The organism is Rhizobium sp. CF122 (assembly GCF_000282035.1).
Taxonomy (GTDB): domain Bacteria; phylum Pseudomonadota; class Alphaproteobacteria; order Rhizobiales; family Rhizobiaceae; genus Rhizobium.
This window is the reverse complement of sequence record NZ_AKKA01000121.1, coordinates 12,481-38,488: the sequence shown is the minus strand read 5'-3', so window position 1 is coordinate 38,488 and position 26,008 is coordinate 12,481. Positions and strand designations below refer to the sequence as shown.

29 protein-coding genes and 2 pseudogenes are annotated in these 26,008 nt (G+C 60.1%); 19 read left to right on the top strand and 12 right to left on the bottom strand.

The window, feature by feature from the left end; genetic code table 11:
• Positions 1-195: 195 nt before the first annotated feature.
• On the top strand, positions 196-1,221 hold the full coding sequence (locus PMI09_RS28530; protein WP_007802547.1) for a class I fructose-bisphosphate aldolase: 1,026 nt from the start codon (positions 196-198) through the stop codon (positions 1,219-1,221).
• Between the two features lie 139 nt (positions 1,222-1,360).
• Complete coding sequence (locus tag PMI09_RS28525; RefSeq protein WP_007802546.1) at positions 1,361-2,278, top strand: PhzF family phenazine biosynthesis protein; 918 nt, start codon at positions 1,361-1,363, stop codon at positions 2,276-2,278.
• Here the strand turns inward: PMI09_RS28525 and PMI09_RS31810 are convergent.
• Positions 2,275-2,439, bottom strand: coding sequence for a hypothetical protein (locus PMI09_RS31810; protein ID WP_007802544.1), 165 nt, complete (start codon positions 2,437-2,439; stop codon positions 2,275-2,277). The two genes, PMI09_RS28525 and PMI09_RS31810, sit on opposite strands and share 4 nt — an antisense overlap.
• 172 nt (positions 2,440-2,611) lie before the next feature.
• Here PMI09_RS31810 and PMI09_RS28520 point away from each other — a divergent pair, with 172 nt between their 5' ends.
• From PMI09_RS28520 to PMI09_RS28505, 4 genes are all read left to right on the top strand, one after another.
• Positions 2,612-3,892, top strand: coding sequence for an MFS transporter (locus PMI09_RS28520; RefSeq protein WP_007802542.1), 1,281 nt, complete (start codon positions 2,612-2,614; stop codon positions 3,890-3,892).
• A gap of 22 nt (positions 3,893-3,914) precedes the next feature.
• Positions 3,915-4,106, top strand: coding sequence for a DUF1192 domain-containing protein (locus tag PMI09_RS28515; protein WP_007802539.1), 192 nt, complete (start codon positions 3,915-3,917; stop codon positions 4,104-4,106).
• Positions 4,107-4,482: 376 nt separating this feature from the next.
• Positions 4,483-4,998 carry a protease adaptor protein RcdA gene (gene rcdA, locus PMI09_RS28510; protein WP_007802538.1) on the top strand — a complete coding sequence of 172 codons (516 nt, stop codon included), beginning with the start codon at positions 4,483-4,485 and terminating at the stop codon, positions 4,996-4,998.
• Between the two features lie 344 nt (positions 4,999-5,342).
• Positions 5,343-5,681 (top strand): winged helix-turn-helix transcriptional regulator, encoded by a 339-nt coding sequence (locus PMI09_RS28505; RefSeq protein WP_052026615.1) that lies wholly within the window; start codon positions 5,343-5,345, stop codon positions 5,679-5,681.
• Positions 5,682-5,846: 165 nt separating this feature from the next.
• Here the strand turns inward: PMI09_RS28505 and rpmE are convergent, their stop codons facing one another.
• Complete coding sequence (rpmE, locus tag PMI09_RS28500) at positions 5,847-6,068, bottom strand: 50S ribosomal protein L31 (protein ID WP_007527409.1); 222 nt, start codon at positions 6,066-6,068, stop codon at positions 5,847-5,849.
• 192 nt (positions 6,069-6,260) lie between these two features.
• Here rpmE and PMI09_RS28495 point away from each other — a divergent pair, with 192 nt between their 5' ends.
• From PMI09_RS28495 to PMI09_RS28485, 3 genes are all read left to right on the top strand, one after another.
• On the top strand, positions 6,261-8,063 hold the full coding sequence (locus tag PMI09_RS28495; RefSeq protein ID WP_007802533.1) for an ABC transporter transmembrane domain-containing protein: 1,803 nt from the start codon (positions 6,261-6,263) through the stop codon (positions 8,061-8,063).
• Between the two features lie 148 nt (positions 8,064-8,211).
• Positions 8,212-8,400 (top strand): hypothetical protein, encoded by a 189-nt coding sequence (locus PMI09_RS28490; RefSeq protein WP_007802530.1) that lies wholly within the window; start codon positions 8,212-8,214, stop codon positions 8,398-8,400.
• A 189-nt stretch (positions 8,401-8,589) separates the two neighbouring features.
• Positions 8,590-8,778 (top strand): YegP family protein, encoded by a 189-nt coding sequence (locus tag PMI09_RS28485; protein ID WP_007802528.1) that lies wholly within the window; start codon positions 8,590-8,592, stop codon positions 8,776-8,778.
• A gap of 30 nt (positions 8,779-8,808) precedes the next feature.
• Here the strand turns inward: PMI09_RS28485 and PMI09_RS28480 are convergent, their stop codons facing one another.
• The 7 genes and pseudogenes from PMI09_RS28480 to PMI09_RS32695 form a co-directional block, all read right to left on the bottom strand.
• Positions 8,809-10,449: an FAD-binding dehydrogenase gene (locus PMI09_RS28480; RefSeq protein WP_007802526.1), complete on the bottom strand. Its 1,641-nt coding sequence runs from the start codon at positions 10,447-10,449 to the stop codon at positions 8,809-8,811.
• Between the two features lie 193 nt (positions 10,450-10,642).
• Positions 10,643-11,674 (bottom strand): peptidoglycan -binding protein, encoded by a 1,032-nt coding sequence (locus tag PMI09_RS28475; RefSeq protein ID WP_007802524.1) that lies wholly within the window; start codon positions 11,672-11,674, stop codon positions 10,643-10,645.
• A gap of 3 nt (positions 11,675-11,677) precedes the next feature.
• Complete coding sequence (locus PMI09_RS28470) at positions 11,678-12,778, bottom strand: hypothetical protein (RefSeq protein ID WP_007802522.1); 1,101 nt, start codon at positions 12,776-12,778, stop codon at positions 11,678-11,680.
• A 100-nt stretch (positions 12,779-12,878) separates the two neighbouring features.
• Complete coding sequence (locus PMI09_RS28465) at positions 12,879-13,679, bottom strand: inositol monophosphatase family protein (protein WP_007802520.1); 801 nt, start codon at positions 13,677-13,679, stop codon at positions 12,879-12,881.
• 166 nt (positions 13,680-13,845) lie between these two features.
• Positions 13,846-14,177, bottom strand: a pseudogene (locus PMI09_RS30785) (CheB methylesterase domain-containing protein); the annotation flags it as partial.
• Positions 14,174-14,314, bottom strand: a pseudogene (locus PMI09_RS32905) (response regulator); the annotation flags it as partial. The pseudogenes PMI09_RS32905 and PMI09_RS30785, both read right to left, overlap by 4 nt.
• A complete protein-coding gene (locus tag PMI09_RS32695) occupies positions 14,311-14,586 on the bottom strand; it encodes an STAS domain-containing protein (protein ID WP_081499126.1) in 276 nt (91 codons plus the stop codon). The pseudogene PMI09_RS32905 and the gene PMI09_RS32695, both read right to left, overlap by 4 nt.
• Before the next feature lie 395 nt (positions 14,587-14,981).
• Here PMI09_RS32695 and PMI09_RS28450 point away from each other — a divergent pair, with 395 nt between their 5' ends.
• Positions 14,982-16,712 carry a hypothetical protein gene (locus PMI09_RS28450; RefSeq protein WP_007802516.1) on the top strand — a complete coding sequence of 577 codons (1,731 nt, stop codon included), beginning with the start codon at positions 14,982-14,984 and terminating at the stop codon, positions 16,710-16,712.
• A gap of 1 nt (position 16,713) precedes the next feature.
• Here PMI09_RS28450 and PMI09_RS28445 read toward each other — a convergent pair whose 3' ends face one another.
• Positions 16,714-17,796: a tetratricopeptide repeat protein gene (locus PMI09_RS28445; protein WP_007802513.1), complete on the bottom strand. Its 1,083-nt coding sequence runs from the start codon at positions 17,794-17,796 to the stop codon at positions 16,714-16,716.
• A gap of 10 nt (positions 17,797-17,806) precedes the next feature.
• Complete coding sequence (locus tag PMI09_RS28440) at positions 17,807-18,460, bottom strand: thiamine phosphate synthase (protein WP_007802511.1); 654 nt, start codon at positions 18,458-18,460, stop codon at positions 17,807-17,809.
• 108 nt (positions 18,461-18,568) lie between these two features.
• On the opposite strand from PMI09_RS28440, the gene PMI09_RS28435 reads away from it, so the two are divergent.
• Both PMI09_RS28435 and PMI09_RS28430 read left to right on the top strand, forming a co-directional pair.
• A complete protein-coding gene (locus PMI09_RS28435; protein ID WP_007802509.1) occupies positions 18,569-19,333 on the top strand; it encodes a sulfite exporter TauE/SafE family protein in 765 nt (254 codons plus the stop codon).
• A 68-nt stretch (positions 19,334-19,401) separates the two neighbouring features.
• Positions 19,402-19,662: an ArsR/SmtB family transcription factor gene (locus tag PMI09_RS28430; protein WP_007802507.1), complete on the top strand. Its 261-nt coding sequence runs from the start codon at positions 19,402-19,404 to the stop codon at positions 19,660-19,662.
• 154 nt (positions 19,663-19,816) lie between these two features.
• Here the strand turns inward: PMI09_RS28430 and PMI09_RS30775 are convergent, their stop codons facing one another.
• On the bottom strand, positions 19,817-19,990 hold the full coding sequence (locus PMI09_RS30775) for a YdcH family protein (RefSeq protein ID WP_007802505.1): 174 nt from the start codon (positions 19,988-19,990) through the stop codon (positions 19,817-19,819).
• A 229-nt stretch (positions 19,991-20,219) separates the two neighbouring features.
• Between PMI09_RS30775 and PMI09_RS28420 the strand changes: the two genes are divergently transcribed.
• The 7 genes from PMI09_RS28420 to ggt all read left to right on the top strand — a co-directional run bounded on the left by PMI09_RS28420 (position 20,220) and on the right by ggt (position 25,989).
• Positions 20,220-20,423: a YdcH family protein gene (locus PMI09_RS28420; RefSeq protein WP_007527435.1), complete on the top strand. Its 204-nt coding sequence runs from the start codon at positions 20,220-20,222 to the stop codon at positions 20,421-20,423.
• Between the two features lie 16 nt (positions 20,424-20,439).
• Positions 20,440-20,934 carry a 5-(carboxyamino)imidazole ribonucleotide mutase gene (gene purE / locus PMI09_RS28415; RefSeq protein WP_007802503.1) on the top strand — a complete coding sequence of 165 codons (495 nt, stop codon included), beginning with the start codon at positions 20,440-20,442 and terminating at the stop codon, positions 20,932-20,934.
• On the top strand, positions 20,931-22,007 hold the full coding sequence (locus tag PMI09_RS28410; protein WP_007802500.1) for a 5-(carboxyamino)imidazole ribonucleotide synthase: 1,077 nt from the start codon (positions 20,931-20,933) through the stop codon (positions 22,005-22,007). Before purE ends, PMI09_RS28410 begins: the two co-directional genes overlap by 4 nt.
• Before the next feature lie 164 nt (positions 22,008-22,171).
• Positions 22,172-22,297 (top strand): type B 50S ribosomal protein L36, encoded by a 126-nt coding sequence (gene ykgO / locus PMI09_RS28405; RefSeq protein WP_003566454.1) that lies wholly within the window; start codon positions 22,172-22,174, stop codon positions 22,295-22,297.
• 103 nt (positions 22,298-22,400) lie between these two features.
• On the top strand, positions 22,401-23,015 hold the full coding sequence (locus tag PMI09_RS28400) for a hypothetical protein (protein WP_007802498.1): 615 nt from the start codon (positions 22,401-22,403) through the stop codon (positions 23,013-23,015).
• Between the two features lie 64 nt (positions 23,016-23,079).
• Positions 23,080-24,144 (top strand): alpha/beta fold hydrolase, encoded by a 1,065-nt coding sequence (locus PMI09_RS28395; protein ID WP_007802495.1) that lies wholly within the window; start codon positions 23,080-23,082, stop codon positions 24,142-24,144.
• 105 nt (positions 24,145-24,249) lie between these two features.
• Entirely contained in the window at positions 24,250-25,989 is a 1,740-nt protein-coding gene (gene ggt, locus PMI09_RS28390) for a gamma-glutamyltransferase (protein ID WP_007802492.1), read from the top strand.
• The last annotated feature ends 19 nt before the right edge of the window (positions 25,990-26,008 follow it).

Sequence of the window (26,008 nt, the reverse complement as noted above, 5' to 3'; positions counted from 1 at the left end):
TACATGTAGATAGACCGCGGCGCGAAAGCGTCGCGGTCTTTTGCTCACAACGAATACAAAAGCCCAAACTTTCAAACGATTAAAAAAAATTCAAACGTTTCAAACAATTTTGCCGCCGTTTTCCCACCCATAAACTTCTGTTATCCGCGACCTATATCTATTGGTTGACGATTTTTTTGCTGTGGAGAGAACGATATGAGCGAACGTTTGGAAGACATTGCCGTGCGTATGGTAGCTGGCGGCCGCGGGCTGCTTGCAGCAGATGAATCGACAGCCACGATCGGTAAGCGGTTCGATACGATCGGACTTGAATCGACGGAAACGAGCCGTCGCGACTACCGCGAAATGCTGTTCCGCACGGACGACGCGATGCGTCAGTATATTTCCGGCGTGATCCTCTACGAAGAGACCCTCCACCAGAAGGCAGCAGACGGCACGCCCTTCGTCGAAATCATCCGCGCGGCTGACAGCATTCCTGGCATCAAGGTCGATATTGGCGCAAAGGCGATGGCGGCTTATCCGGGCGAAACCATCACCGAAGGCCTCGACGGCCTGGCGGACCGCCTGGCGAAGTACCATGAAGCAGGCGCCCGCTTCGCCAAGTGGCGCGGCGTGATCGCAATCTCCTCCACGCTTCCGACCTGGGGCTCCATGAAGGCCAATGCCCACGCGCTCGCCCGCTACGCAGCACTGTGCCAGCAGGCCAACATCGTGCCGATCGTCGAGCCGGAATGCCTGATGGACGGCAAGCCGGGCGACCATAACATTGATCGCTGCGCCGAAGTCACCGAGTGGACACTGCGCACTGTCTTCGAAGAGCTGGCCGACGCCCGCGTCAGCCTCGAAGGCATGATCCTGAAGCCGAACATGGTCATTGATGGCAAGAACGCTCGCAAGGCATCGGTAGCCGAGGTCGCCGAGCGCACGGTCGAAGTGCTGAAGCGCACCGTTCCGTCCGCCGTCCCTGGCATTGCCTTCCTCTCCGGCGGCCAGTCCAGCGAAGAAGCGACGGCTCATCTTTCCGCAATCAACTCCGGCTACGACCTGCCGTGGGCTGTCACCTTCTCCTACGGCCGCGCGCTGCAGGATACGGCTCTGAAGGCCTGGGGCGGCAAGCCGGAAAACGTCGCCGCCGGCCAGCGCGCCTTTGCCCATCGCGCCGAAATGAACAGCCTCGCCGCCAAGGGCAGCTGGAAGAAGGACCTTGAGCAGGCCGCGTAAGCCTCTTCTCGACTGATGAAACAGAAGAGACCGGTCGCCAAGGCGGCCGGTTTTTCCATTGTAACCGCGACAAGTTTTCCGCTTCTTCAGCCGGCGGATCGTCGGTAGAGATCGTGGCATCAGCCAGTTTGGAGCCACAATGAAAACCGTTGCCTTCACGACCGTCGATGTTTTCACCTCCACCCGCTTCGAGGGCAACCCGCTAGCTGTGATGACGGATGCACGCGGGCTTGCCGATACTGACATGCAGAACATCGCCGCCGAGTTCGGCTATTCGGAGGTGACCTTCGTGCTGCCGCCGGAAGATCCGGCAAACACCGCCCGTGTCCGCATCTTCACGCCCACCATGGAGGTTCCCTTTGCGGGCCATCCGAACGTCGGAACAGCCTATGTGCTCGGCCAGCAGGGTCAGGTCTTCGGGCGACCGGTCGGCGATAGCCTGCGCTTCGAAGAGAAGGCCGGCCTCGTCGAAGTCGATTTGAAACGCAGCGGCAATGAGGTGCTGTCGGCATCCATTCGCGCACCGAAGCGGCTCGCCATCGGCAACGCGATACCTGAGCAGACAGTTGCCCGCTGCATCGCGATCGAGCCACAAGAAATCCGCTTAGCAAAGCATCGACCGGTTCTCGCATCGGTAGGTCTGAGCTTCGTCGTTGCCGAACTTGCAGATCTTGCCGCCCTCGGCCGCGCCCGCCCAAACCTTGCATATTTTCAGGATGCAGCCAGACCGACGGTCGAAGGCAACCACGACTTCTCGCTGTTCGTCTACGTTCGCTCTCAAGAAGAACCATGGACGATCCGCGCACGAATGTTTGCGCCGCTCGATAACGTGCCGGAGGATCCGGCGACCGGCAGCGCCTCGGCGGCACTTGGCGCCTATCTCGTTTCGCTCGAGCCGGATGCGAACATGAACGTTTCGCTGACCATAGAGCAAGGCGTCGAGATGGGACGCCGCAGCAGCATCGGTATCGATGTCATCAAGAAGAACGGCATTGTTACAGACGTGAAGATCTCGGGCAGCTGCACGCCCGCCATGCGCGGCGAAGTCTCGTATTAGACGAAAAGATCGCGCCCGATCAGCGCCACCGCCCAAATGGCGAAGGCAATCAACGCGATCTTCCAGAAATCCATGCGTCGTCGCAGCCCGGGAACACCCAGCGGCTTGATCAGCTGAATCGCCATCGCCAGGATGAGCAGCAGCGCGATCAGCTTCGTCATGTCTTTATTTTTCCATCTTTTCTGAATGTCACAGGACGGACATTTTTTCCCGTCACGACTGCATTTATTCATGCCGTAAAGGCATTTGGGGGCACAATCAATCTTCTCGAGGCTGGGCGACACTGCGTGTCGCCACATGACCTTTGACATTCAACGCGTAGAGTCTGGTTATATGAAAAGAAATCTGCTGTCCGTCGCCTCGCTTCTCTTCGGGACGCTCTTTCTCTTCATGGGCAACGGGTTGCAGGGCATCCTGCTTCCTGTGCGCGGCAACCTGGAAGGCTATGCGACGACGACTCTCGGCCTGCTCGGCACGTCCTGGGCAGCCGGCTTCGTCATCGGCTGCCTCGTCGCGCCGAAGCTGGTGCGCCGTGTCGGCCACGTCCGCGCCTTTTCGGGTTTCATTGCCATTATCGCAATTATCTCGCTCGTCAGCGGCATCATCATCCACCCGGTCTGGTGGGTGCTGTTGCGCGCCGTCACCGGCTTTGCGACCGCCGGCACGTCGATGATCATCGAGAGCTGGCTGAACGAGCGCGCCACCAACGAGAGCCGCGGCGCGATCTTCTCGCTCTATATCGCCATCACGCTCTTCGGCGTCGTGGCGGGCCAGATGATGATCCCGCTGGAGGATGTACGCACGCCTGTCCTGTTCATGATCTGCGGCATCTTCTACTGCATCGCGATGCTTCCGACGACGCTCTCCACCGCCGCTTCGCCGCAGCCGCTGAAGGCCGTGAAGCTCGATCTGCCGGCCCTCTACCGCAACTCCCCCGTCTCCTGCCTTGGCATTCTCCTCGTCGGCATCGCCAACGGTGCCTATGGTACGCTGGGCGCGGTCTTCGGCGCAGGCTCCGGCCTTTCCGATACCAGCATCGCCATCATGATGAGCGCCACCATTTTCGCCGGTGCCCTGATGCAGTTGCCGGCAGGTCGCCTCTCCGATCGCATCGACCGCCGCCACGTACTTGCGGCAATGTCTGCCATTGCTGCTCTCGCTGGCCTGCTGCTGGCGATCCTGCAGCCCTCCTCGCCCTACTTCATCATCGGTCTGGTGGTGCTCTACGGCGCCGTCGCCAACACGCTTTATCCCATCGCCGTTGCACACGCCAACGACTATGCTTCCGCCGAGGACTTCGTGAAGGTATCAGGCGGACTGCTGCTCCTCTACGGCATCGGCACCATCATCGGCCCGACCATCGGCGGCCCGGTCATGTCGATGATCAACCCGCACGCCCTCTTCCTGGTGACGGCGGTCGCCCATGTTCTGATCACCGCCTATGCCATCATTCGCAGCCGCATGCGTGCCGCCGTTCCGGTCGGCGACCGCGACGCCTACACGACCATCCCGACGGCCACATCGCAAACGCTGACACCCGAAAGTATGTCGCTTGCCAACCCCGGACCTAGCAAGACTCCCGAAACTGGCGATCCTGCCCTAAAATATAGCTGAGGCAGACAAGGGAGGATTACATATGAGCTTTATCGACGAAGGCCGGCCGCAGAAGAAGGTTGCGCACGAGATCGGTTGCGACCTCTCCACCCTATCGGTCGACGAGTTGCGAGCGCGCGTCGAGCTGCTCAAAGCCGAGATCGTGAGAATCGAAGCAGAGGCCACCAGCAAGACCTCGACAAGATCGGCGGCAGAAAGCCTCTTCCGCTCGTAATTCGCCAGCGGGCTATTACAGCAAACAAGCGCTCGAAAAGTGTTAATCCGGGACAGGTTTAAGCGGCTATTAAGCTTTATAAGGTATTACTGTACTCATCCAGATCTTCTCTGGATCTCAGACAGTTTTCCATGCGGTGAATTGGTCTGATTTTTCTCCCTGTTTTACCTTGAGAGCCGCTTTTGCGGCTCTTCTTTTTTATTGCGCTGGGGACCATTTCCATGAAACTGTGGAAGTTAACCCTTTCTTAAGAAACGCCTTGCGCAATTCGGCTAAAGCTACCATCTTAAAAGCATAAAGAGCGGCCGGAGAACCCTTTTCCCTTCGGCTGATGTTACCTGACCATAAGTAGATGCGTGCAACAGGGACTGTTTAAATGTCAGAGCTTGGATTGAACACAATCAGTTTTGCAGGTCGCGCTGCCGCATCCTCGCAGTTCAAGGCACTGTATTCGGAAGGCATGTCGCTGGTTGAAGAAACCGCCGCCTACCTCGATGGCCAGGGCCGCGCAGCCTCGAAGGTTCTGCCACGCATGGCGTCCGTTCTCTATGCTGCAGAATCGATGCGCCTGACCACCCGCCTCATGCAGATGGCCTCCTGGCTGCTGCTGCAGCGAGCCGTCAACAATGGCGAGATGTCGCGCGATCAGGTTCTGGCGGAGAAGAACAAGGTTCGCCTCGACGGCTTTAACGTCGATCGCAACGCACCGGGCTGGGGCGATCTGCCGGAATCCTTCCGCGACCTGATCGAACGCTCGTTGCGCCTGCAGAACCGCGTCGCCCTGCTCGATCGCGAAATCTATCGCCCGGCCGAGGCACCGATCGTTCCCGATAACCAGAACAGCGTTCAGGCCCAACTGAGCCTGCTGCAAACGGCCTTCGGCAACAACTGAAACGCCTGAGTCGGATTTCATGAAAACGGCTGCATCCGTGCAGCCGTTTTTTGTTGTGCCCACAACAAGCAAGCGGATTTGACGTGCTGCTGGTGGAAAAGGGAACCAATATTGCCGACGCCGTGCTACATGGCAGCGTTGAAACGTCCTGTAAACAATTGTCGCAACGAGCTCCGGAACACCGCGTGCCGCCGAAGGGCTTCTCACGGGCGCACGTCCCGACCGCCTCATTCTCACCTCCGGTTTCCTCAGCGGAAAATCCGGTCCCGGTTCGAACGTCGCCAATATTCTACGGTCACCGGGCATATTACCGCCAACGCTGGTAATCCTCACCGCCAGGATGGCTGCCGCTTCACAGCGGCAAATGGAAAGGCATGATCCTCTACCATCTGCTCAAGGGCACCTTGCGATTCAACGCGTTGAAAAGAGAGCTTGGCGACTGCTCTCAGCGCCTTCTGATCAAGCAGCTCAGGGAGCTCGAAGAGGATGGCCTTGTCGAGCGCAAGGTCTTCGCCGTCATCCCGCCCAAGGTGGAGTATTCGATCAGCGAAGAGGGCCGGACGTTGGCACCGATCCTGCTCGGCTTGCGCGATTGGGGACACGGATGGCTGACCCGCCGCAACCTGGTTGCCCGCGACGACCACCTGTCGGAAAAAGACACGGGAGTGTCATCTGCCGCGTAAGTTTGCTGGGGTTTAGAATTTGCCTTCTATCGCCGCATGACCGCAATTGGCGCACAAGCCTGCCTTGGCGGATGTTCGAAATCCGCTGGGTGGCATTTGCCACATAGTTCCACAAAAAAACCCCGCCGAAGCGGGGCTCTTTCAAATTCCACCAAGTGGCAGCGATTAGAGGCCGAGGCCGCCGAAACGCTTGTTGAACTTGGAAACGCGGCCGCCACGGTCCATGAGCTGCTGGTTACCACCAGTCCATGCCGGATGCGACTTGGAGTCGATTTCGAGGTTCATGACTGCGCCTTCAGAACCCCAGGTCGAGCGGGTTTCGTATTCGGTGCCGTCGGTCATGACTACCTTGATCGTGTGATAGTCGGGATGGATATCTGCCTTCATAACAATCTTCCTGCCATGCAACGTCCAATTTGGCGCATACTCGTTGCGACAAGAGGACCGATTGAATAAATGAAGCCGCAGACGCAAAGGCTACGGCTTCCCATTAGGATGGGCTGCCTATACATGAAGGGCGGCAGGATAACAAGAGCCATCAGCCGCGGACGAGCGGTGTTGTAGGCGATCGGAGACGAATTGGCATACGCAGGGCAAGCAGGAGAAAAGAAGTCGAGATCGCTGAAGCCGCTCGGCCGGCTGACGCCCTATGTCGCGCGCTACCGCGGCATGGTCGCCGGCGCCCTCGCTTCACTTGCGCTTGCCGCCGTCACCTCGCTCACGCTGCCCCTGGCCGTCCGCCGCATGATCGACCATGGCTTCACACAGGCCGACGGCAGCTTCATCAACAGCTATTTTGTCATGCTGATGATCATGGCGATCGTGCTCGCGATTGCCAGCGCCCTTCGCTACTACTTCGTTATCACGCTCGGCGAACGTGTGGTCTCCGACCTTCGCCGCGATGTTTTCAGCCACGTGACACGGCTGTCGCCTGCCTTCTTCGACGTCAACCAGTCGGGCGAGATCGTCTCACGCCTCACAGCGGACACGACGCAGATCAAGTCGGCGGTAGGCGCGACCGCCTCCGTCGCCTTGCGCAACCTCATTCTCTGCCTCGGTGCAATGGGCATGATGATCGTGACCTCGCCAAAGCTGTCCAGCCTGGTGATCGGTGCGATTCCGTTGATCGTCTTTCCGCTCGTCGGCTTCGGTCGCTCGGTCCGAAAGCGCTCGCGCTCTGCCCAGGATACGCTGGCGGACGCATCTGCTTTCGCCAACGAAACGATTGCCGCCAGCCGCACCGTCCAGGCCTTTGGCGGCGAGGACGCCGCCGCCTCGCGTTATGGGACGGCCGTCGAAACCGCCTATGACGCTGCCCGCGCCGCAATTCGCTCGCGCGCCCTGCTGACGGGCATCGCCATCACCCTTATCTTCGGCAGCGTCGTCGCCGTTCTCTGGGTTGGAGCCCACAACGTCCTGGCCGGCACGCTCTCACCGGGCACGCTCGGCCAGTTCCTTCTCTACGCCGTCATCGCCGCCGGCTCTCTCGGCGCTCTCTCCGAAGTTTGGGGCGAACTTTCACAAGCCGCTGGTGCGGCCGAGAGGCTGACGGAACTGCTCGATGAAGTCTCCCCGATTGCAGCGCCCACCGCGCCGGTTGCTCTGCCCGCTCCGGCGCAAGGTCGTGTCCTGTTCACCGACGTACACTTTGCCTATCCCTCGCGTCCCGAACGATCCGCTCTGCATGGCCTGAGCTTCGATGTCTCCCCCGGCGAGACCGTGGCGATCGTTGGCCCCTCCGGGGCCGGCAAGAGCACGGTCTTCTCGCTGCTGCTCCGCTTCTATGATCCGCAGCAGGGCGCGGTGATGATCGACGGCGTCGATGCACACAGCACCGATCCCCACGAGCTGCGCAAGCGCCTCGCGATCGTGCCGCAGGATGTCACGATCTTTGCGGCGTCCATTCACGACAACATCGCCTTCGGCCGCCCCGAGGCGACCCGCGAAGAGGTCCGTGCCGCCGCAATCGCCGCGCAGGCCGACGAATTCATTGCTCGCCTGGACAAGGGATACGACACACAGGCAGGCGAGCGCGGCATCACCCTGTCGGGCGGCCAGCGCCAGCGTATCGCCATCGCCCGTGCCATCCTGAAGAACGCACCGGTGTTGCTCCTCGACGAGGCGACGTCAGCGCTGGACGCCGAAAGTGAAACCCTTGTGCAAAAGGCCCTCGATGGGCTCATGACCGGCCGCACGACCCTCGTCATCGCCCATCGCCTCGCGACCGTGCTGAAGGCCGACCGGATCCTCGTGATGGATCAGGGTCGCGTCGTCGAAGAAGGAACACATCAAACCCTTATTCGAGACGGCGGCATATATGCCAAGCTCGCCAAGCTGCAGTTCGAGACAGGCGCCGGAGACTTTCTCGCCGCCGTAAAGTGATCGTCCGATTACACGTTCCTCCTCCGCCGCCAGCCTCCGCCAGTTGCATCGACGTGTAATCTTTGCGTACATATTGCATTATACACGCAGAGATTACACTCGGTTTATGGACGGATTTTAAGGTCGCCGCGCTGTGAGGGAGGCTCTGGTGAACTCGATAGACTTTGCCGATACGCTGATCGCACGCGTCGCCGTGGCCGTCGTCATATCGATGCTGCTGTGCTATCGCTCGCTTCGGGAGGCCCGCGATTGGTCGAAGACCGAAGCGGCCGGAACCCCCATTGACGCCGCAGGCACCCCCTTGCAACAGGACAACTCCCCCTCGCGCCATACCTGATCAACAAGTTCTCGTCGGTCTTCTCGATCTTCAAGCCTTAGGGAGTTCGACTTCGGGCGCATTCCGCCCTGCGAGAGGCCTCGCTTGTGCTGGTTGTAACGCGCAAAATATCCCGATGGAATAGTTGCGTCTTTTGTTCTAGGCTGCACCTGTAGATAGGACAACATCCTGATTCCGGGAGAAAAATCGATGTATAAATTCGAAGTTTACAAGGACAAGGCTGGCGAGTTCCGTTTCCGTTTCAAGGCGCCGAATGGTGAATCCATGTTCGCCTCAGAAGGCTATAAGGCCAAGGCGTCGGCGCTGAGCGCCATCGAATCCATCAAAAAGAATTCTTCCGGCGCAGAAGTCGTTGACACGACGAAGGCTGAAGCCTGATCAAATCAGGCGGCGCCAAAAGCGCCGCCTTTACACTGCCCGACCGGCAACCCTGCCGGAGAAGATGCAGCCGCCGAGGAATGTTCCCTCGAGCGCGTTATAACCGTGCACACCGCCACCGCCAAAGCCGGCCACCTCGCCCGCCGCATAGAGCCCCGGCAGCGGATCCCCACTATGGCCAATCACACGTGCGGAAAGGTCCGTCTCCAGACCACCTAAAGACTTGCGTGTCAGGATATGCAACCGCACCGCAATCAATGGCCCGGCCCGTGGGTCAAGCAGCAGATGCGGCTTTGCCGTACGCATCAGCCGGTCCCCGAGGTAGCGTCGGGCGCCGCGAATCGCGATAACCTGCGCGTCCTTCGAAAAGGCGTTGCCGATCTCCCTGTCGCGCGCCTCGATCTGCGTCCTGAGACGGCTTGCATCCACGCGGCCTTCGCCCGTCAAACCGTTCATGCCGTCGACAAGTGCTTCCAGCGTCTCGCGAACGATGAAATCCTCTCCCTTATCCATGAAGGCCTGAACGGGGCCTGGCGGCTCCTTGCCCAATCGCTTGAGAAGCAGGTGAAGATCCTTGCCCGTGATATCCGGATTCTGCTCGGAGCCGGAAAGGGCAAACTCCTTCTTGATGATTGCCTTGGTCAGGATGAACCAGCTGTAGTCAAGCCCCGTGGCGCAGATTGCCTTCAGCGTCGCCAGCGTATCGAAACCGGGCATCGCAGGCGCGGCAAAGCGATTACCATCGGCATCGCACCAGAAGGAGGACGGACCGGGCAGGATACGTATGCCGTGATTGCGCCAGATCGGATCCCAGTTCTTCAACCCCTCCGTATAGTGCCACATCCGATCCGAATTGATCTCTCGCCCGCCCGCGCGCTCGGTAATCTCGATCATGCGCCCGTCGACATGGGCAGGCACACCCGCGACCATATCAGCCGGGGGCCGTCCGAGCCGATCGATCGGCCATCTCCTGCGCACCGCCTCGTGATTGCCCCCGATGCCTCCGGACGTGACGATCGTCGCGTCGGCCCTTATCTCGAAAAGTGCCGAAAAAATGCGGTTCGTCTCCCGCCCTCGAACGGAAGCGTCCGGCTGGAGGACCGTGCCGCGAGCGCCGCAGACGATGCCGTCTTGCACGAGAAGGTCATCCACCTGATGCCGGAACAGAAGCGTGACAAGTCCCTTCGCCTCCGCCTCGCGCACACGGCGAATGAATGGCGCAAGCACAGCCGGCCCGGTTCCCCACGTCACATGGAAGCGTGGCACGGAATTTCCGTGGCCGTGCGCCAGGCCGCCTCCCCGCTCGGCCCAGCCGACTACGGGGAACCAGCGCATTCCCTGCTGATGAAGCCACGAGCGCTTTTCGCCTGCGGCAAATTCGAGATAGGCCTCCGCCCAGCGACGCGGCCAATAGTCTTCCGGCCGGTCGAACGACGCAGACCCCATCCAGTCCTGCCGTGCAAGGCTAAGGGTGTCACGGATGCCCAGCAGGCGCTGTTCCGGGCTGTCGACGAAGAACAGTCCGCCCAGCGACCAGAATGCCTGCCCACCGAGGCTTTGTTCGCCCTCCTGCTCGACGATGCAGACATTCCGCCCGCGATCCGCCGCCTCCGCCGCCGCCACAAGCCCGGCAAGACCCGCGCCGATGACCAGCACATCGCATTCGATCAAAGCATTCTCCCCCAAATCTCCGCGAGCCCACGCGGAGCCCGCTCAGCGACAACGCCACTTTTTCCTCGATGACATTCTTTGCAACCGGACGCGGAGAGACGCCTTACGCCGCGTCCAGCCGGCCGTGCCGAAGCAGCCGATCTTTCGGATACTGGCTAGACTGACGGCATTGATGATGCGCCAGGCCGAACGCCTACTTCTCGGTCAGCTTGAGTTCGATTCGACGGTTCGTGGCGCGCGCCTCCGGGGTGTCGCCCGGCGCGATCGGCTGGAACTCGCCGAAGCCGGCGGCGACGAGACGGTCGGCAGGTACACCGCGCGAGATCAGGAACTTGACGACCGAAATCGCGCGCGCTGAAGACAGCTGCCAATTGTCGCCATACCTGCCGGTGCCGGTGAGCGGCACGTTATCCGTATGGCCGTCCACACGCAGAACCCAGTTGATCTCCGGCGGGATTTCCTTGGCAACGTCGAGAAGGGCCGTCGCAAGCTTTGCCATCTCGCCCTGCCCATCTGGATTGAGATCCGCGCTGCCAGAGGGGAACAGCACTTCCGACTGGAAGACGAAGCGGTCGCCGACAATCCTGATGTTCTCGCGATCGGACAGGATTTCGCGCAGGCGGCCGAAGAAATCGGACCGGTAGCGGTTGAGCTCCTGGACGCGCTGCGCCAGCGCAACGTTCAGACGACGGCCCAGATCGGCGATCTTTGTCTGCGAGGTCTGATCCTTCTGCTCGGAGGCCTGCAGAGCGGCTTCCACGGCAGCAATCTGGCTGCGCAATGCGGCGATCTGCTGGTTCAATAGCTCGACCTGGCTCATCGCCCGGTCACTCATCTGCTTCTGTTCGTCCAGTTCCTTCGTGAGGCTGCCGATACGCGCCTGCGCCGCACTCTGCCCCCCCGAGCCGGCATCAAGAAGCGCTTTCAGCCGCGATCGCTCGCTCTCAGCCGACGCCAAGGAGGCCTGCAGATTGGCAACGCTGTCCTCGAGGTCCTGCTTGCTCCCCTTCTCCAGGGCCAGAAGCTGCGTCAGCTCGTTGATCTGGCTGTTCAGACGGTTGAGCACCTCATCCCGGCCCGTAATTTCCCGGCTCAGGATGTATTGACCGACGACGAAGACGGTCAGGACGAACATGATGGAGATCAGCAGCGTCGACAGCGCATCGACAAATCCTGGCCAGTAGTCCACCGCGCGTTGGGGGCGACGATTGCGGGCGAGAGCCATGGCTTACTTGCCCTCGGTCTTTTCGGTTTGCGGCATCCGCTGTGAGCGTTCGCTTGAACCGTGCCTTTCCTGAGAACCGATCCGTTCGGCCAGGCGATCGAGCGTGCGGCGCATCGCCTTCGTCTCGTCCTGCTGCGCATCGATCCAGTCGCGCAGCATCTGCTGCTCATTGCGCATATTCTTGACAAGGCCCTGAATGCCTTCGGCAAGGTTCGCCATCGCCGCAACCGATCTCTGGGTGCCGCCGCTGCCCTCTTCCGAAATCCGGCGCATGTATTCGGATAGCGCGCGAACGTCATCCGGAGAGACTGCGGAATTCGCGCCGATGGCAGGCATGGCTACATCGTGCCCGACGTCGGTTACCGAGGAAAGCCAGTTTTCCAGTTCCATGTAGAACCGGTTTTGAGCACGGCCTGCCTGCAGATCGAGAAAGCCGAGGATAAGCGAGCCGGACAAACCAAGGAGGGATGACGAGAAGGCCTGCCCCATGCCCGAAAGCGGCATGGAAAGCCCCTCCTTCAGAGCGCTGAGAACATCGCTGGAACCGTTCGCTCCCGCATCGAGCGACTGAATGACCGCACTGATCGAGCCGATTGTGCCGATGAGGCCCCAGAATGTTCCGAGCAGGCCGAGAAAGATCAGAAGGCCGATGAGATAGCGCGACACATCGCGTGACTCATCGAGCCGGTTGGCAATCGAGTCGAGAATTGAGCGGAACGCCGCCGTCGAAATTCCTGCCGAGGCATTGCGGCTGCCAATCAGCGTCCGCATCGGAGCAAGCAGCTTGGGGTTGCGGCCGACTTTGTCGGCGCTGCCCGCTGCCTGGAACGAGTTGAACCACCGCACTTCCGGTCTGAGCGACAGCACGTGGCTGAAGACGAGGATGATGCCAACGGCCAGGATGCCAAGGATCAAGCCGTTGAGGCCCGGATTGTGCATGAAGGCAGTCTGCGTCTGCCGGAAGAGGATGGCGGCAATGAACCCGACGATGGTCAGAAACAGCACCATCGTCCAAAGAAACGGCATCGGACTGGAAAGTTTATAGCTGTAGTTGCCCGTGGTTTTTTCGGTCGAGCCGAACTCCGCCACATTCACATTTTCCATAGGTTCCGCAGCCTCCGGATTCATTTCAGCCGGAGACTAGAGCAACATTGTGCCGAATTGAAGTATGCGGAAACGAAAACCGTGTCTTTACAACAGCGATTTACCGAGTCGGGACGGGGCGCTTGGCGACTTCGAGCAACGCCTTCTGGATATACTCGTTGCCGGCAACCACCGAGCCCGTCTCGAGAATGGACGTACCGCCGTCCCAGTCGGACACATAGCCGCCGGCTTCGCGGATGAGCAGGATACCCGCCGCAATATCCCAGGCCGACAACGCAGTTTCCCAGTAGCCGTCGAAGCGACCGGCGGCCACATACGCGAGATCGAGAGAAGCCGCGCCCATGCGGCGAATCCCGGCAACTTCGCCCATCACGTGACGGAGCTCGACGAGGAACTTGCCGTGATTGCCGCGGCCGAGGTGCGGTACGCCGCAGGCAACGACGGAATCCGAAAGCACACGGCGAGCGCCGACGCGCAGACGGCGATCGTTCAGAAAGGCGCCGCCGCCACGTTCGGCGGTGTAGAGCTCGTCCGTTGCCGGATTGAAGACGACGCCGGCGACGATCTCATTGTTGCGCTCAAGCGCGATCGATACCGCAAACATCGGAATGCCGTGCAGGAAGTTCGTGGTGCCGTCGAGCGGGTCGACGATCCAACGGTGCGCACCGTCCGTACCCTTGATTTCCTCGCTCTCCTCGCCGAGGAAGCCGTAAGTCGGGCGAGCCTTCAGGAGTTCGTCCTTGACGATCTTCTCCGCCTTGCGATCGGCATTCGACACGAAGTCGCCCGGGCCCTTCACTGAAACCTGCAGGTTCTGGACTTCTCCGAAATCACGCCCCAGCGATTTTCCTGCCTTGATGGCAGCCTGAACCATGACATTGAGGAGAGCTGAACGAGCCATGTGAGCACTTTTCCTTGAGCGATAATACGGTACGCGCTGTCAGGGCGGGAAAGGTCCCTGATCGCCGGAGAAGGCAGCGCTCGATAAGATTGGCGGCCTCAAGACCACAAAATCGGGAAAATTTCAAGAGGAGAGCCGCACAGCCCTCAAGGCTCGTCGACAGTATCTAGAATTTCTGCTGCGCCATCAGCACCTCACGCGCAATCTGGTCGAGCGGCAGAATGCGATCGACGCCGCCCTTGGCGATCGCTTCCTTGGCATCCCGAAGACGACCGATGTCGCCTCGTCTTGTGCCACCGTATAGGCGCCGGCCTGATGCATCTCCAGCATGCCCTTTGCGCCGTCATCGCCCATGCCTGTCAGGATGATGCCCATCGCGTTCGAGCCGGCGCTGCGCGCAGCCGAGCGGAACAACACGTCGACGGACGGGCGATGGCGGGACACCAGCGGACCCTGCTTGACGGAGACGTGGTAACGCGCGCCTTGCCGCTCAAGAAATGCGTCGACTTCGCGGTCGCCAACCCTTCGGCCCCATTGACGGCCTCGGTCACCGTGTAGCCGGCGTTGGTCAGCGTGACTTTCGTGGTCAGGCGGATGCTTGCGGAATCGTCTACAGTCAGAATGTTTGCGCTCATGGCGTCACCTCTTTATGCAACCAGAATTTAGCGTCGTCAGGGTTGAAAGCGTCGAGGAACCCTGCGCGCTCAAGCACCTTCAGAACGCGCCCCTTGGCGAGCGAGGAAAGTGTGATCGACTTGTTCTGCGCCTTTGCGTGCCGACGAGCGGACTCGATGAGCTGGATGAAACTCAGATCCGCTTCGGCATGCTCTGGAATATCGATGACAACTGAATTATTACTATAGATACTCGCAGTAATTTTTGAAAAAATGTTGGATATATTTCTGATAGCAACGTATAATTAAGTGATACTGGCTAGTTATACTGACTAAACGTACTCAACTCAGCCTCATTGGATGAAGAAATACTTACAAGCCCCAAAAGGACTCTCATGACAGGCTTAACAGCGGGTAAAGTTTGGTTACCGGAACATGCAATTAAGGCGTGTCCAGACTCCCTGAATTATTACCTGAGATAAACTATAATGAGGCGCACTCGTCTTGTGTAACTATTTGTTTTACATGTGAAATATGAAAGTCTTGACTATCGCGTCGGTCGTGACGTCATATTTTTCACACGCTGTTAAGCACAACATTGACGAGTCTCCGGCGTTTACCGGCTGTTTCCCTCCGGCCCCTAAAAATGGAGTCAAAATTTGCCAGTGTTATAAGTAAAGGAAATAACGTGACGAACGGGGCGACATCGGCACTTCAGGCATTTCAGGCTTCAGGATCGGGCATCAGCGAGACGCTCGAAGCGGCCCGCAGCCAGGTCGAGGAGCATTTCCTCGAAGGCGGTACGGTGTTGCTTTCGGTCATGGATGGTCTCAACCGTTTGTTGAGCTCACTCGACAATGTCACGAAGGCGCTGGACGCCAACGAGTCGAGCGATACGGGCGCGGATTTGCGCTCGACGGTCAAGAGCCTTACCGGACTGCCGATCGCCGAAAAGGCGCGCCAGAATGCCCTCTCCTCGCTTGCCGACACGGGCAATTCGTTGCGCAAACATGTCGCTGATATGCAGGAGACGATGCGCTATCTGCGCACCTTTGCAGTGACTGCCAAGATCACCGGCGCCGGTCTTCCCGAATTCGCCGGCTTCGCACAGGAAATCCTCGAGCGCATCTACTCCGGAACGGCTGAAGTCAACGGTTTTGCCGCCCATCTCGACAGCCTCGAGAAGGAAGTCAAAGTCGCGCTGAGCTTTGGCGCAGCGACCGCGCGCAGCTATTCCGAGACAGTGCCCGACGTTGCACGAGCGTTGCAGGACGACGCCCGGAAGATTGCCGAACACCGAAAAAACCTCGCGGCTATCGCCCGCGATGTCTCGGCAATTGCCCGTGGTATTCAGAGCAAAGTGGCCTCCACGCTGTCTGCGCTGCAGGTTGGAGACATCACCCGCCAACGGATCGAGCATGTCCAGGGCACTTTTGCACTCCTCGACGAGTTCCTCGATGGAGAAGACGGACGCAAGCTTGGTGCGGATGCACGCCGGCGCCTGGAGAATGTCGTTCATCATCTGACGGCCGCGCAGATGAACGATATGTGCAAGGATTTTCATCGCGACTCACAGAATGTCGTCAAGACGATCGCGAGCTTTGGTCAGGATACGCAGGAGATCCTGCGCCTGCGCGACCAGATGAGCTGCGGCGGTCAGGGGAATTTCATGCGCGCGCTAGAGTCGAGCGTTTCCGCCGCGCACGAGATCGTCAAGCAGGTGGACCAAGCGGCCCAGCAGGCCGATCAGGTAAGCCAATCGACGCTCGGCACCGCCGCCAAACTCCTAGAATCCATCGGCAACATCCGTGTGGTCAAGACCGACATCCACTACATGGCGTTGAATACAAACCTGCGCTGCAGCCGTTTGGGCGAAGAAGGAAAATCAATCAACGTTGTCACGGCGGAGCTGCGCATCTTTGCGGCCAAACTCGACGAATCCGCCGACGGGATCGTCAACGGACTGCCGACACTGGAAGCGGCAGCCGGCCGGATTGCGCCCGCCGGTATAGACAACGCCGTCGGTCTCGGCGACAACCTGACATCAGCCGTTGGCAACATCCGTGCTGCCGCCGACACGATGGAAGACGAGCTCAAGGTTCTCTCCGAGCACGGCCGCGAAGTGGCGAACAAGATCAGCTTGTTGATCGGCAAGCTGGATTTCGAGCGTGATCTCGGCGATGTGCTGGCGCGCTGCGCCGAGGTGCTTGAGGATGCCGCCGGCGCCGAAATCGCTGACATTTCGGACATTGCCGACGTGGTGGCACCGCTCGATCGGAAGATCTTCAAGCTCTATACGATGGTGCAGGAGCGCAACGTCCACCGCGACATCATTCCCGCCATGGAAGAAACGGCTGCGACGGTTGTCGAGACGAAAGTCGAGGACGACGAAGACCGCTTCGCCGACGCGCTCTTCTAAATCACTGGATCCGGCGGAACTTGTTGGCGGCCTCGATCGCCGCCTTCTGCTGATCTTCCTCGATGCCGAGGTAGAAGTCTTCGAGGGCCGGGTCAGGCAGGCCGGCCCGACGCGACAGGACATACCATTTTGCGGCTTCGACAGGATCTGGCTTGGTTCCAAGTGCATTGATGTAGAGATGCGCCAGCTTGTTTTGCGCAACCACGTTTCCGCGATTGGCGGCAAGCCGCAACCACTGGAAACCCTTGACGAAATCGCGCGGTCCATTCTGACCGTTGACCAACCAGGTACCAAGATCGACCTGGGCCGTGTCGTAGCCGGCATGCGCTGCGCGCGCCATCCATTCGCGCGCCAGCTGCTTCTTTTCCTCCGGCAGATCAGGCAACGAGGAGTAAATCTCCGCCACTGCATATTGCGCGTCCGCGATGCCCTGTTCGGCAGCCTTCTCATAGTAAGGCAAGGCGAGCTTCAATCCCTTGTCGCCCGGATTGTCAGCTGTCAGGATCTGGCCCCAATTGAACTGCGCCGAGGCATTTCCGGCGTCAGCCGCCTCGTGCATATATTCGTCGGCCTTCGCCTTGTCGCGCTTGACGAACCGGCCCTCGATCAGCATCAGCGAATATTTGAACATCGCAGCGGCGTCGCCGCCCTCCGCTCCCTTGCTGTACCAGAAGGCCGCGTTCTTCATGTCGCGCTTGACGCCCAGCCCATCCGCTAGAAGTTCACCCATAAGCGTCTGCGCGGCCGGATCACCGAGCTGCGCCCGCGGCAGAGCCCTTTCCATCGCGGTCAGATAATAGCCACGCTGATAGGCGCCGTAGGCGTCGTCGACCGGCCCCTTGTAGTCTTTTTCCGGGGGTAGGTCGGGCAGCTTCGCACCCATGCGGTCGAAAACCCCGACGCCCGTCGACGGTCCGGTGCCGTCTGTCTGCGGCCGCCCAGTTTTCAGCGACTCGGGAGCGGTCGCGAGCGGCCGGGTCACGATGTTGTCAACCGTCTGGGCCGAAACGCCATGCGTCAGCCCCGCCAGAATGACGGCGGCCAAGGCAGCGGAAAGGCGCAAATAGCGGGACAGGATCGGCATGAGCGCGATATCAATCCTCAAACCGTGGCGCTTTTTCGTCCAAGAGCGCATTGACCTCGGCGACGACGGAGGGCGCACGACCAGCGTCCTCGAAAACTGCGAGCCGCAGCGCCACGAACTCCGCACCGGTCTCTGCCACCGCCAATGCGGAAGCCGGATCCGTGCCGCCCATCACAATGCAGGGAATCTCAATCATCGAGGCCCACCACTCACCGAGTGCCAGGTTCTTGGGGTGCGCTTCCGGCTTGATGTCGCCGTCGAGCTTGCCGAAGAAGATATAGTCCGGCCGCTCCTCGCCGATCTCCAGCGCATGGTGCCGGTCGGCGGCATTGCCGCCGCCGACGATCAGCTTGTCGGCATACTTGTCGATCGCCTCGGAGATTTCGCTGGCCGGTCCGGTCAGATGCAGGCCATCCGCTTTGGTCCGCCCGACGACGCGGCTGTCGCCTGCAAGCAGGGCGGCTGCGCCCGCATCCTGAATAATTGGAACCAGCTTCTCGGCGTGCTTTTGGAATTCGCCATCGTTGAGACCGTATTGCGGCACAATCACCGAGGCGACGTCACCGCCCTTTAACGCATCCCCGACAATCTTTGCCTGCTCATCGGCACCAGCGATATCGGGGACGATCAGAACTAGGCGGCAGCGGTTTTCCGGTTCGGTCATCAACTCTTTCCATTTAAAGCGGAACAGGCCGTTTCGCGGCCCTTCTGCACTCGTCTTGTGTGAGTAGTTCCGTTAGACGGGGCTGGCAAGGGGAGGATTTTCAAAAGCATGCCGATGGAACTGTCATTTTACTACGCCGCTGTTCCCGCTGTCATCTTGGTCGGACTTGCGAAAGGCGGAATGGGCGACGCGCTGTCGCTGATCGGGCTGCCCTTTCTCGCTCTCGTCGTCTCACCCGTCCAGGCGGCAGCGATCCTGCTGCCGATCCTCATCTTCATGGACATGATCTCGCTGGTGATCTGGCGCAAGCACGGCGACTGGACAACCCTGAAGATAATGCTGCCGGGAGCATTGTTCGGCATCGCGCTCGGCTGGGCGACGTCGGCGCTCGTTCCCGGCAACGTGCTTCGCGTCGTCATCGGCGTCGTCACCGTCCTCTTTTGCCTTCGCTATTTCTGGAACAACTACGGCCCCGGTGCCGGAAAGCACACGCCTCCCCACGAGCAACGGCCGCTGCTTGCGACAATCTGGGGAAGCCTGTCCGGCTATGGCAGTTTCGTCGCGCACGCAGGCGGGGCACCCTTCCAAATCTACGCCCTGCCGCTGCAGATGCAACCGCGCGAATATACCGGCACCAGCGTCCGCTTCTTCGCAATCCTCAACGCCGTCAAGCTCGTCCCCTACTTCGCGCTCGGCCAGCTCGACACACAGAACCTTGCCACCTCGGCCACGCTTCTGCCGTTTGCACCGCTTGCGACGATCGCCGGTGCCTGGTGCGTACGTCGCATGAAGCCCGCCATCTTCTATCCTTTCATGTATGCCATGGCCCTGATTGCCGCCGTGTTGATAGCCAAGGAAGGCTTGGGATTCTGACAATTTTGGGTTTCGTTGCGCCGCACAATTTCCTTGCCCGATTGCGCCGTTTGACGTAGCTTTTCGCCATGTCGAACACGGATCCCTTCACTGCGATAGCCGATCCCCACCGGCGCTTCCTGCTGGAAGAACTTCGACGTGCGCCAAAGACCGTGAACGAGCTGGCCGAAGGGCTCCCCATCAGCCGCCCAGCCGTCTCCCAGCACCTCAAGGCGCTGCTGGATTGCAATCTGGTTTCGGTCACCGCAGAGGGCACGCGACGCATCTACGCGGTCAACAATCGCGGCTTCGACAGGCTCAATCTCTGGCTCGACCAGTTCTGGGCTTAGCCCGACCGCTCAAATGAAAGACGCCGGCTCGCGACTTTCCGTCGGAACCGGCGTCATAATCGCCTGTCGAACACGAACTACTCTAAGCTTTTGATGAAATTGGAGTTTCGCCCTCCTCGCCTAGGGCCGCGCTCGATGATTTATTGCATCCTACTCAATGGAAGGATGATTTAAGGCGCTCAATCTCGTCCTTGATCCGCAATTTTCTGCGTTTGCACTCAGCTACTTCATTATCGTTTCGGGAGGGGGATATCATAAGCGAATGCAACTCCTCCTCGAGAGCAACATGCTTTTTCTGGAGTGACTCAAGATGAGCTTGAACAGTCATTTGACCCTTCCTTCCTCTTACCTCTCCCCGGCCAACACCGCCGGAGATCCAAGGCGTCAACCTTTCGACTGTGACACATTTTTGAAGCCTTGTCGAAGGTGAAAACAAGGAGAACACGTGGCAAAATCATGACGAACAGCCGCTAGCCGTTACCTCGATTTGGTGATAGGAGCTTGCGGAAATCATCGGCAGAACGGACGATGTCCGAAGACGGTTATGGGGAATGCATATGGCCGATCAGGAACAGGCGGAAATCAGGCTCATGGTCGCAAGACTGCGCCAGGAGCACGAGGACTACGATGCGGCCATCAACGCCATGATTGCCACCGGATGCGACGCATTGCGCATCCAGCGCATGAAGAAGAAGAAACTGGTCATCAAGGACAAGCTGACGAAGCTTGAGGACCAGATCATCCCTGACATCATCGCCTGAAGGGAATTCCGTGACGATGACAGACAGACCACCCGTTGCCATCATCATGGGAAGCCAGTCCGATTGGGAGACCATGAAAAACGCCGCCGATACGCTGGAGGCTCTCGAAATTCCCTATGACGCGCGCATCATATCAGCCCATCGCACGCCGGATCGCCTGGTGAACTTCGCCAAGACTGCACGCGACGAAGGTTTCAAGGTGATCATTGCCGGCGCCGGCGGCGCGGCCCACCTGCCCGGCATGGCCGCGGCCATGACACCGCTTCCCGTTTTCGGCGTCCCGGTTCAATCCAAGGCGCTGTCCGGTCAGGACAGTCTTCTTTCCATCGTTCAGATGCCGGGCGGCATCCCGGTCGGGACACTTGCCATCGGCAAGGCCGGCGCAATCAACGCCGCCCTTCTGGCCGCTGCAGTTCTGGCATTGTCGGACGAGGACATTGCCGAGCGGCTCGACGACTGGCGCGAGCGCCAGAGCGCGGCCGTTGCCGAATATCCGATGGACGACCTATGACCGTAAGAACGATTGGCATCATCGGCGGCGGTCAGCTCGGTCGCATGCTTGCCATGGCCGCAGCACGACTGAACTTCCGCACCGTCGTCCTGGAACCGCAGGCCGGCTGTCCGGCCGCACAGGTTGCCAACGAACAGATCACAGCGGCCTATGACGACCCTGCGGCGCTCGCAGAACTGGCGAAGGCTTGCGACGTCGTCACCTACGAGTTCGAGAACGTCCCCGTTTCGGCTGCCGAGACGCTGGCGAACAATGTCCCAGTCTACCCGCCCCCGAAAGCATTGGAAGCCGCGCAGGACCGACTCGTCGAGAAGCGCTTCATTAATGATTGCGGCATCCTCACCGCAAGATTTCACGCCGTCGACAGTCAGGCCAATCTCGAGGCTGCTCTGGCGGACTTCGGCGGCCAGGGCGTCCTCAAGACCCGCCGTCTTGGCTATGACGGCAAGGGACAGAAAGTGTTTCGCTCCGCAGCCGATACGCCGGACGGCGCTTTTGCAGCGCTCGGCGGCGTACCGCTCATTCTCGAGAGCTTCGTCTACTTCGAACGCGAGATCTCGATCATCGCGGCGCGCGCAACCGACGGCACCGTTGTCTGCTACGACCCTGCCGAAAATGTTCACCGCGATGGCATCCTGCATACCTCGACGGTGCCCGCGTCCATCTCGGCGGAAACTGCAGCTTCCGCTCGCGAAGCCGCTGAGAAGATTCTGGCGGCGCTCGGCTATGTCGGTGTCATCGGCATCGAATTCTTCGTACTCGCCGACGGCAGCCCGATCGCCAATGAAATGGCGCCCCGTGTCCACAACTCCGGTCACTGGACGGAAGCCGCCTGCGTCATCTCGCAATTCGAGCAGCATATTCGCGCGGTTGTCGGCCTGCCCCTCGGCAATACCGACCGCCACTCGGACTGCGTGATGCAGAACCTGATCGGCGACGATATTCTGGCGCTCCCGGACTGGCTGCGGCGGACGGACACGCTGGTTCACCTCTACGGCAAGACGGAATCGCGTCCCGGCCGCAAGATGGGGCACGTCACCACATTGACCGCAAAATTGCCGGCTTTTCCCTGACAAAAGCCGCTTCGGCCATGGGAAAAACACCGTCATGTGGTTGACACAGGCAAGTCGCCGGGTTATCTGCACGCCCAACCTGAAGAGCGCGCCCCGAGCGCGCTTTTGAATGTAATAGATACGGGCGAATGTGAATTCCCCCTCAAACATCGCGGATCAAAACAATGAAGATCAAGAATTCGCTCAAGTCGCTCAAGGCTCGTCATCGTGACAACCGCCTGGTTCGCCGCAAGGGCCGCATCTACATCATCAACAAGCTGAACCCGCGCTTCAAGGCTCGCCAGGGCTGATATAGCGCGCCTGGACGGCTTCGTGGCATTTGCCCATGACTGCCCAGGGATTGCCGCGGCAATCAAATCAAATTGCTTTGATCTTCGGCGATGGCGGGCTAGTATGCCCGCCATGCGCTTTTTTGCTATGACTTGCGCGGCGCTGCCGCTGTCCCTTGCCCTGCTCGCTACCGTTTTTCCCGCCGCCGCCGCGGAAAAGGAAGTCATCGTCGAGCAGCCGGACGCAAACCTTACACCCAAGCAGCATCTGGATCAGCTCCATGCGCAGCTGAAGCGCGAACGCGATCCGGACAAGGCAAGCAGTATCGCCGACGAAATCCGCACCGTCTGGAACGACTCGGGGAGTGCTACCGTCAACCTCCTGATGCAATGGGCCGACAAAGCGATCCAGGAGAAGCGCACCGCTGCCGCCCTCGACTTTCTCGATCAGGCTATCGCCCTCAAGCCGGACTACGCCGAAAGCTGGAATCGCCGGGCCACGCTCAACTACGCCAATGACAGCTATCGCAAGTCGATGTCCGACATCGAGCATGTGCTCGACCTCGAGCCACGGCACTTCGGCGCACTCTCCGGCATGGCGGCCATTCTAACCGAAACGGGAAATGACCAGTTGGCCCTGAAAGCCTGGGAGCGTTTCCTGGAGATCTATCCGGCCAATCGAAGCGCCCAGGAACAGATGAACACACTCTCCGAAAAGCTGGCCGGCAGCCGCACCTGATCTTGACGGTGAACCACGCGGCCCAATCTTACGTATCGGTTACGTGATTTCAGCAGATATTGCCATGCTTGCCGAAGCTTCCGCTTTTCTTGCCCCTGTCGTCGCCGCCATCGGCTACTCCTCCTATAAGAGGCGGCAATTTGAGGCCAGCTACCCGAACATCGGCCAACTCACGGATATCGGCGGCTACCGGCTGAACGCCGTTCACGTCCCTCGCCCCAAGACCGCCGATCTGCCCCCGCTCGTGTTCATCCATGGCGCGGCCGGCAATCTGCTTGATCAGGTCGGCGCCTTCCTGCAGCCCCTGGAAGGCCGTGCGGAAATGCTGTTCGTCGACCGGCCGGGGCACGGCTACTCGGAGCGCGGCGGCCCGGAGAATGCCCTGCCCTCGGGGCAGGCGGATGCGATCGCAAAACTCATGGAACAGCGCGGGATCAAGCGGGCGATTGTCGTCGGCCATTCCTTCGGCGGCGCCATTGCGGCCGCCTTCGGAGTCCGGCATCCAGATATGACCGAGGGGTTGCTCTTTCTCGCCCCGGCGACGCATCCTTGGCCTGGCGGCATCGACTGGTACTATCATCTCGCGGTGATGCCCATCCTCGGTTGGCTCTTCAATCACGCCGTTGTCGTGCCGCTCGGCTTGCGACGGTTGGAGCAGGCGACGATGAATGTCTTCCGTCCTAATCCGCGCCCTGAGGACTATATAGCCAGAACAGGCCCCACGCTCGTGCTGCGCCCGCAAGCTTTTTACAATAACGCCATCGATTGCATACGCCTGCTCGACTATCTCAAGGCACATTCCCCGCAATATTCTAAGATCACCGCCCCGACCGTCATCATCACCGGCGACAGCGATGCCATCGTTTGGGAGCACCTTCATTCGCAAGGACTGGCCCGTGACATCGCCGGCTCCGAGTTGGTGAAGATCCGTGGCCTCGGTCACAAGCCGGACTATGTCGTCACCGATGTCGCCATTGCCGCGATGGAGAAGATCGGCGGCGCGGTTTGCGATCTCCAAGCTGCCGCACGCCAGGCCGAACGTCGCCTGGTGCATGAAGGGCCCGCATTGCCGACAGACCTTGCCGCACCCTTCGGCGGACTGACGCCACGCATGGCAACGGGAAACTGACGTTTCCGCGAAACCCGGACCGAACACACTTTAGCGGACGGCCGTGCATTGCCTAGCGCTCGCCGCGTCCCATATCCATCGCACCGTCATGCTTTGAGGGAAGCCATGGATCACCCCCACATCAGAATATTTGCCGTCGTCGCCGCGCTGTCACTCGCTCTTGCACCGCCGACGCTCGCTGCCTCGCCCACGCCCGTTGAGGCCGAGCACGGCATGGTTGTAACCGCCCAGCACCTGGCAACCGATGTCGGCGTCGATGTGCTGAAGAGCGGCGGCAATGCCGTCGATGCCGCAGTCGCCGTCGGCTACGCGCTCGCCGTCGTTTATCCGACGGCCGGCAATATCGGCGGCGGTGGCTTCATGACAATCCGCCTGAAAGACGGCAAGACGACATTTCTTGATTTCCGCGAGCGCGCGCCGCTGGCAGCCACCAAGACGATGTATCTCGATGCCAAGGGCGATATCGTCCCTCGTGCCAGCCTCGACGGCTATCTCGCCGTCGGCGTACCCGGTTCCGTGATGGGCTTCGAAATGGCGCGCGAGAAATACGGCACGAAGTCGCGGCAGGATCTCTTGGCGCCGGCGATTCGCTACGCCAAGGAAGGCTTCACGCTGGAACAGGGCGACGTGGCCAGCATCGCCGGCAGCGCCAAGCGGCTCGGTAAGGACGAGGCGGCAGCAAAAATCTTCCTGAAGGCGGAGGGAAAGCCCTATGCCATCGGCGAAAAGCTCGCGCAACCCGACCTTGCCGCCGTTCTTTCCAACATCGCCGACAAAGGACCTGACGCCTTCTACAAGGGCATGCCGGCCGACGCGATCGTCAAGGCGAGCCAGGCGAAAGGCGGCATTCTCGCAAAGGAGGATTTCGAGCAGTACGCGGTGCGTGAATTGAAACCGGTCGAATGCAGCTACCGCGGCTACGACATCATCTCCTCGCCTCCCCCCTCGTCGGGCGGCGTCATTATCTGCGAAATCCTCAATGTGCTGGAAGACTACCCGCTGTCCTTCCTGGGTTACGGCTCGGCAGAGACAGTTCACCTGATGGTCGAGGCCATGCGCTATGCCTATGTCGACCGCAACGCCGCGCTTGGTGATCCCGATTTCGTCGAGAACCCGGTGTCGACATTGCTCGACAAGAGCTACGCCAAGGCGATCCGTGCCAAGATCGATCCCTACAAATCAGGCGCTTCAGCCAACTTGAGGCCGCTGGGCGCCAAGGAAAGCGTCGAGACCACGCATTATTCGATCATAGACGATGAAGGAAACGCCGTCGCCGTCACCTACACGCTGAACGGATCCTTCGGCGCCGGCGTTGTGGCCCCCGGCACCGGCATCCTTCTCAACAACGAGATGGACGACTTCACCTCAAAGCCCGGCGTTCCGAACCTCTATGGGCTCGTGCAGGGCGAAGCCAATGCGATCGCACCGAAGAAGACGCCGCTCTCCTCCATGAGCCCGACGATCGTCACCAAGAACGGCAAGCCCTTCATGGTGATCGGCAGCCCCGGCGGCTCACGCATCATCACCATCACCCTCGAGGCGATTTTGAACGTCATCGATTTCGGCATGGACATCAGCCAGGCGGTCAACGCTCCGCGCATCCATCACCAGTGGCAGCCGGACAAGATCTATCTCGAGCCCTACACGCTCTCGCCCGATACGATCCGGGCATTGATCGCGATGGGCCATACGCTGGATGACGGCAGCGGCCCGCCGCAATGGGGACAGGCCGCCGGTATCCTTGTCGGGGGCAAGAGCCTCGCCGATATCGAGAAAGGCGGCGGCGCGCGCTATTATGGCGCGATGGACAGCCGCGCCACCGAGGGTTCCGCCAGCGGCTACTGATCACCGGATACGCGCATGG

Coding starts and splice junctions, on each gene's coding strand:
- PMI09_RS28475 (WP_007802524.1), bottom strand. CDS start 11,674: ATGGCTCTCGCCCGCAATCGTCGCCCCCAACGCGCGGTGGACTACTGG.
- PMI09_RS28395 (WP_007802495.1), top strand. CDS start 23,080: ATGCTTGCCGAAGCTTCCGCTTTTCTTGCCCCTGTCGTCGCCGCCATC.
- PMI09_RS28525 (WP_007802546.1), top strand. CDS start 1,361: ATGAAAACCGTTGCCTTCACGACCGTCGATGTTTTCACCTCCACCCGC.
- PMI09_RS28430 (WP_007802507.1), top strand. CDS start 19,402: ATGTCGAACACGGATCCCTTCACTGCGATAGCCGATCCCCACCGGCGC.
- PMI09_RS28485 (WP_007802528.1), top strand. CDS start 8,590: ATGTATAAATTCGAAGTTTACAAGGACAAGGCTGGCGAGTTCCGTTTC.
- PMI09_RS28520 (WP_007802542.1), top strand. CDS start 2,612: ATGAAAAGAAATCTGCTGTCCGTCGCCTCGCTTCTCTTCGGGACGCTC.
- PMI09_RS28400 (WP_007802498.1), top strand. CDS start 22,401: ATGCCCGCCATGCGCTTTTTTGCTATGACTTGCGCGGCGCTGCCGCTG.
- PMI09_RS31810 (WP_007802544.1), bottom strand. CDS start 2,439: ATGACGAAGCTGATCGCGCTGCTGCTCATCCTGGCGATGGCGATTCAG.
- PMI09_RS28470 (WP_007802522.1), bottom strand. CDS start 12,778: ATGGAAAATGTGAATGTGGCGGAGTTCGGCTCGACCGAAAAAACCACG.
- PMI09_RS28410 (WP_007802500.1), top strand. CDS start 20,931: ATGACCGTAAGAACGATTGGCATCATCGGCGGCGGTCAGCTCGGTCGC.
- PMI09_RS28435 (WP_007802509.1), top strand. CDS start 18,569: ATGCCGATGGAACTGTCATTTTACTACGCCGCTGTTCCCGCTGTCATC.
- PMI09_RS28440 (WP_007802511.1), bottom strand. CDS start 18,460: ATGACCGAACCGGAAAACCGCTGCCGCCTAGTTCTGATCGTCCCCGAT.
- rpmE (WP_007527409.1), bottom strand. CDS start 6,068: ATGAAGGCAGATATCCATCCCGACTATCACACGATCAAGGTAGTCATG.
- ykgO (WP_003566454.1), top strand. CDS start 22,172: ATGAAGATCAAGAATTCGCTCAAGTCGCTCAAGGCTCGTCATCGTGAC.
- purE (WP_007802503.1), top strand. CDS start 20,440: ATGACAGACAGACCACCCGTTGCCATCATCATGGGAAGCCAGTCCGAT.
- PMI09_RS28530 (WP_007802547.1), top strand. CDS start 196: ATGAGCGAACGTTTGGAAGACATTGCCGTGCGTATGGTAGCTGGCGGC.
- PMI09_RS28515 (WP_007802539.1), top strand. CDS start 3,915: ATGAGCTTTATCGACGAAGGCCGGCCGCAGAAGAAGGTTGCGCACGAG.
- rcdA (WP_007802538.1), top strand. CDS start 4,483: ATGTCAGAGCTTGGATTGAACACAATCAGTTTTGCAGGTCGCGCTGCC.
- PMI09_RS28445 (WP_007802513.1), bottom strand. CDS start 17,796: ATGCCGATCCTGTCCCGCTATTTGCGCCTTTCCGCTGCCTTGGCCGCC.
- ggt (WP_007802492.1), top strand. CDS start 24,250: ATGGATCACCCCCACATCAGAATATTTGCCGTCGTCGCCGCGCTGTCA.
- PMI09_RS28465 (WP_007802520.1), bottom strand. CDS start 13,679: ATGGCTCGTTCAGCTCTCCTCAATGTCATGGTTCAGGCTGCCATCAAG.
- PMI09_RS30775 (WP_007802505.1), bottom strand. CDS start 19,990: ATGACTGTTCAAGCTCATCTTGAGTCACTCCAGAAAAAGCATGTTGCT.
- PMI09_RS28420 (WP_007527435.1), top strand. CDS start 20,220: ATGGCCGATCAGGAACAGGCGGAAATCAGGCTCATGGTCGCAAGACTG.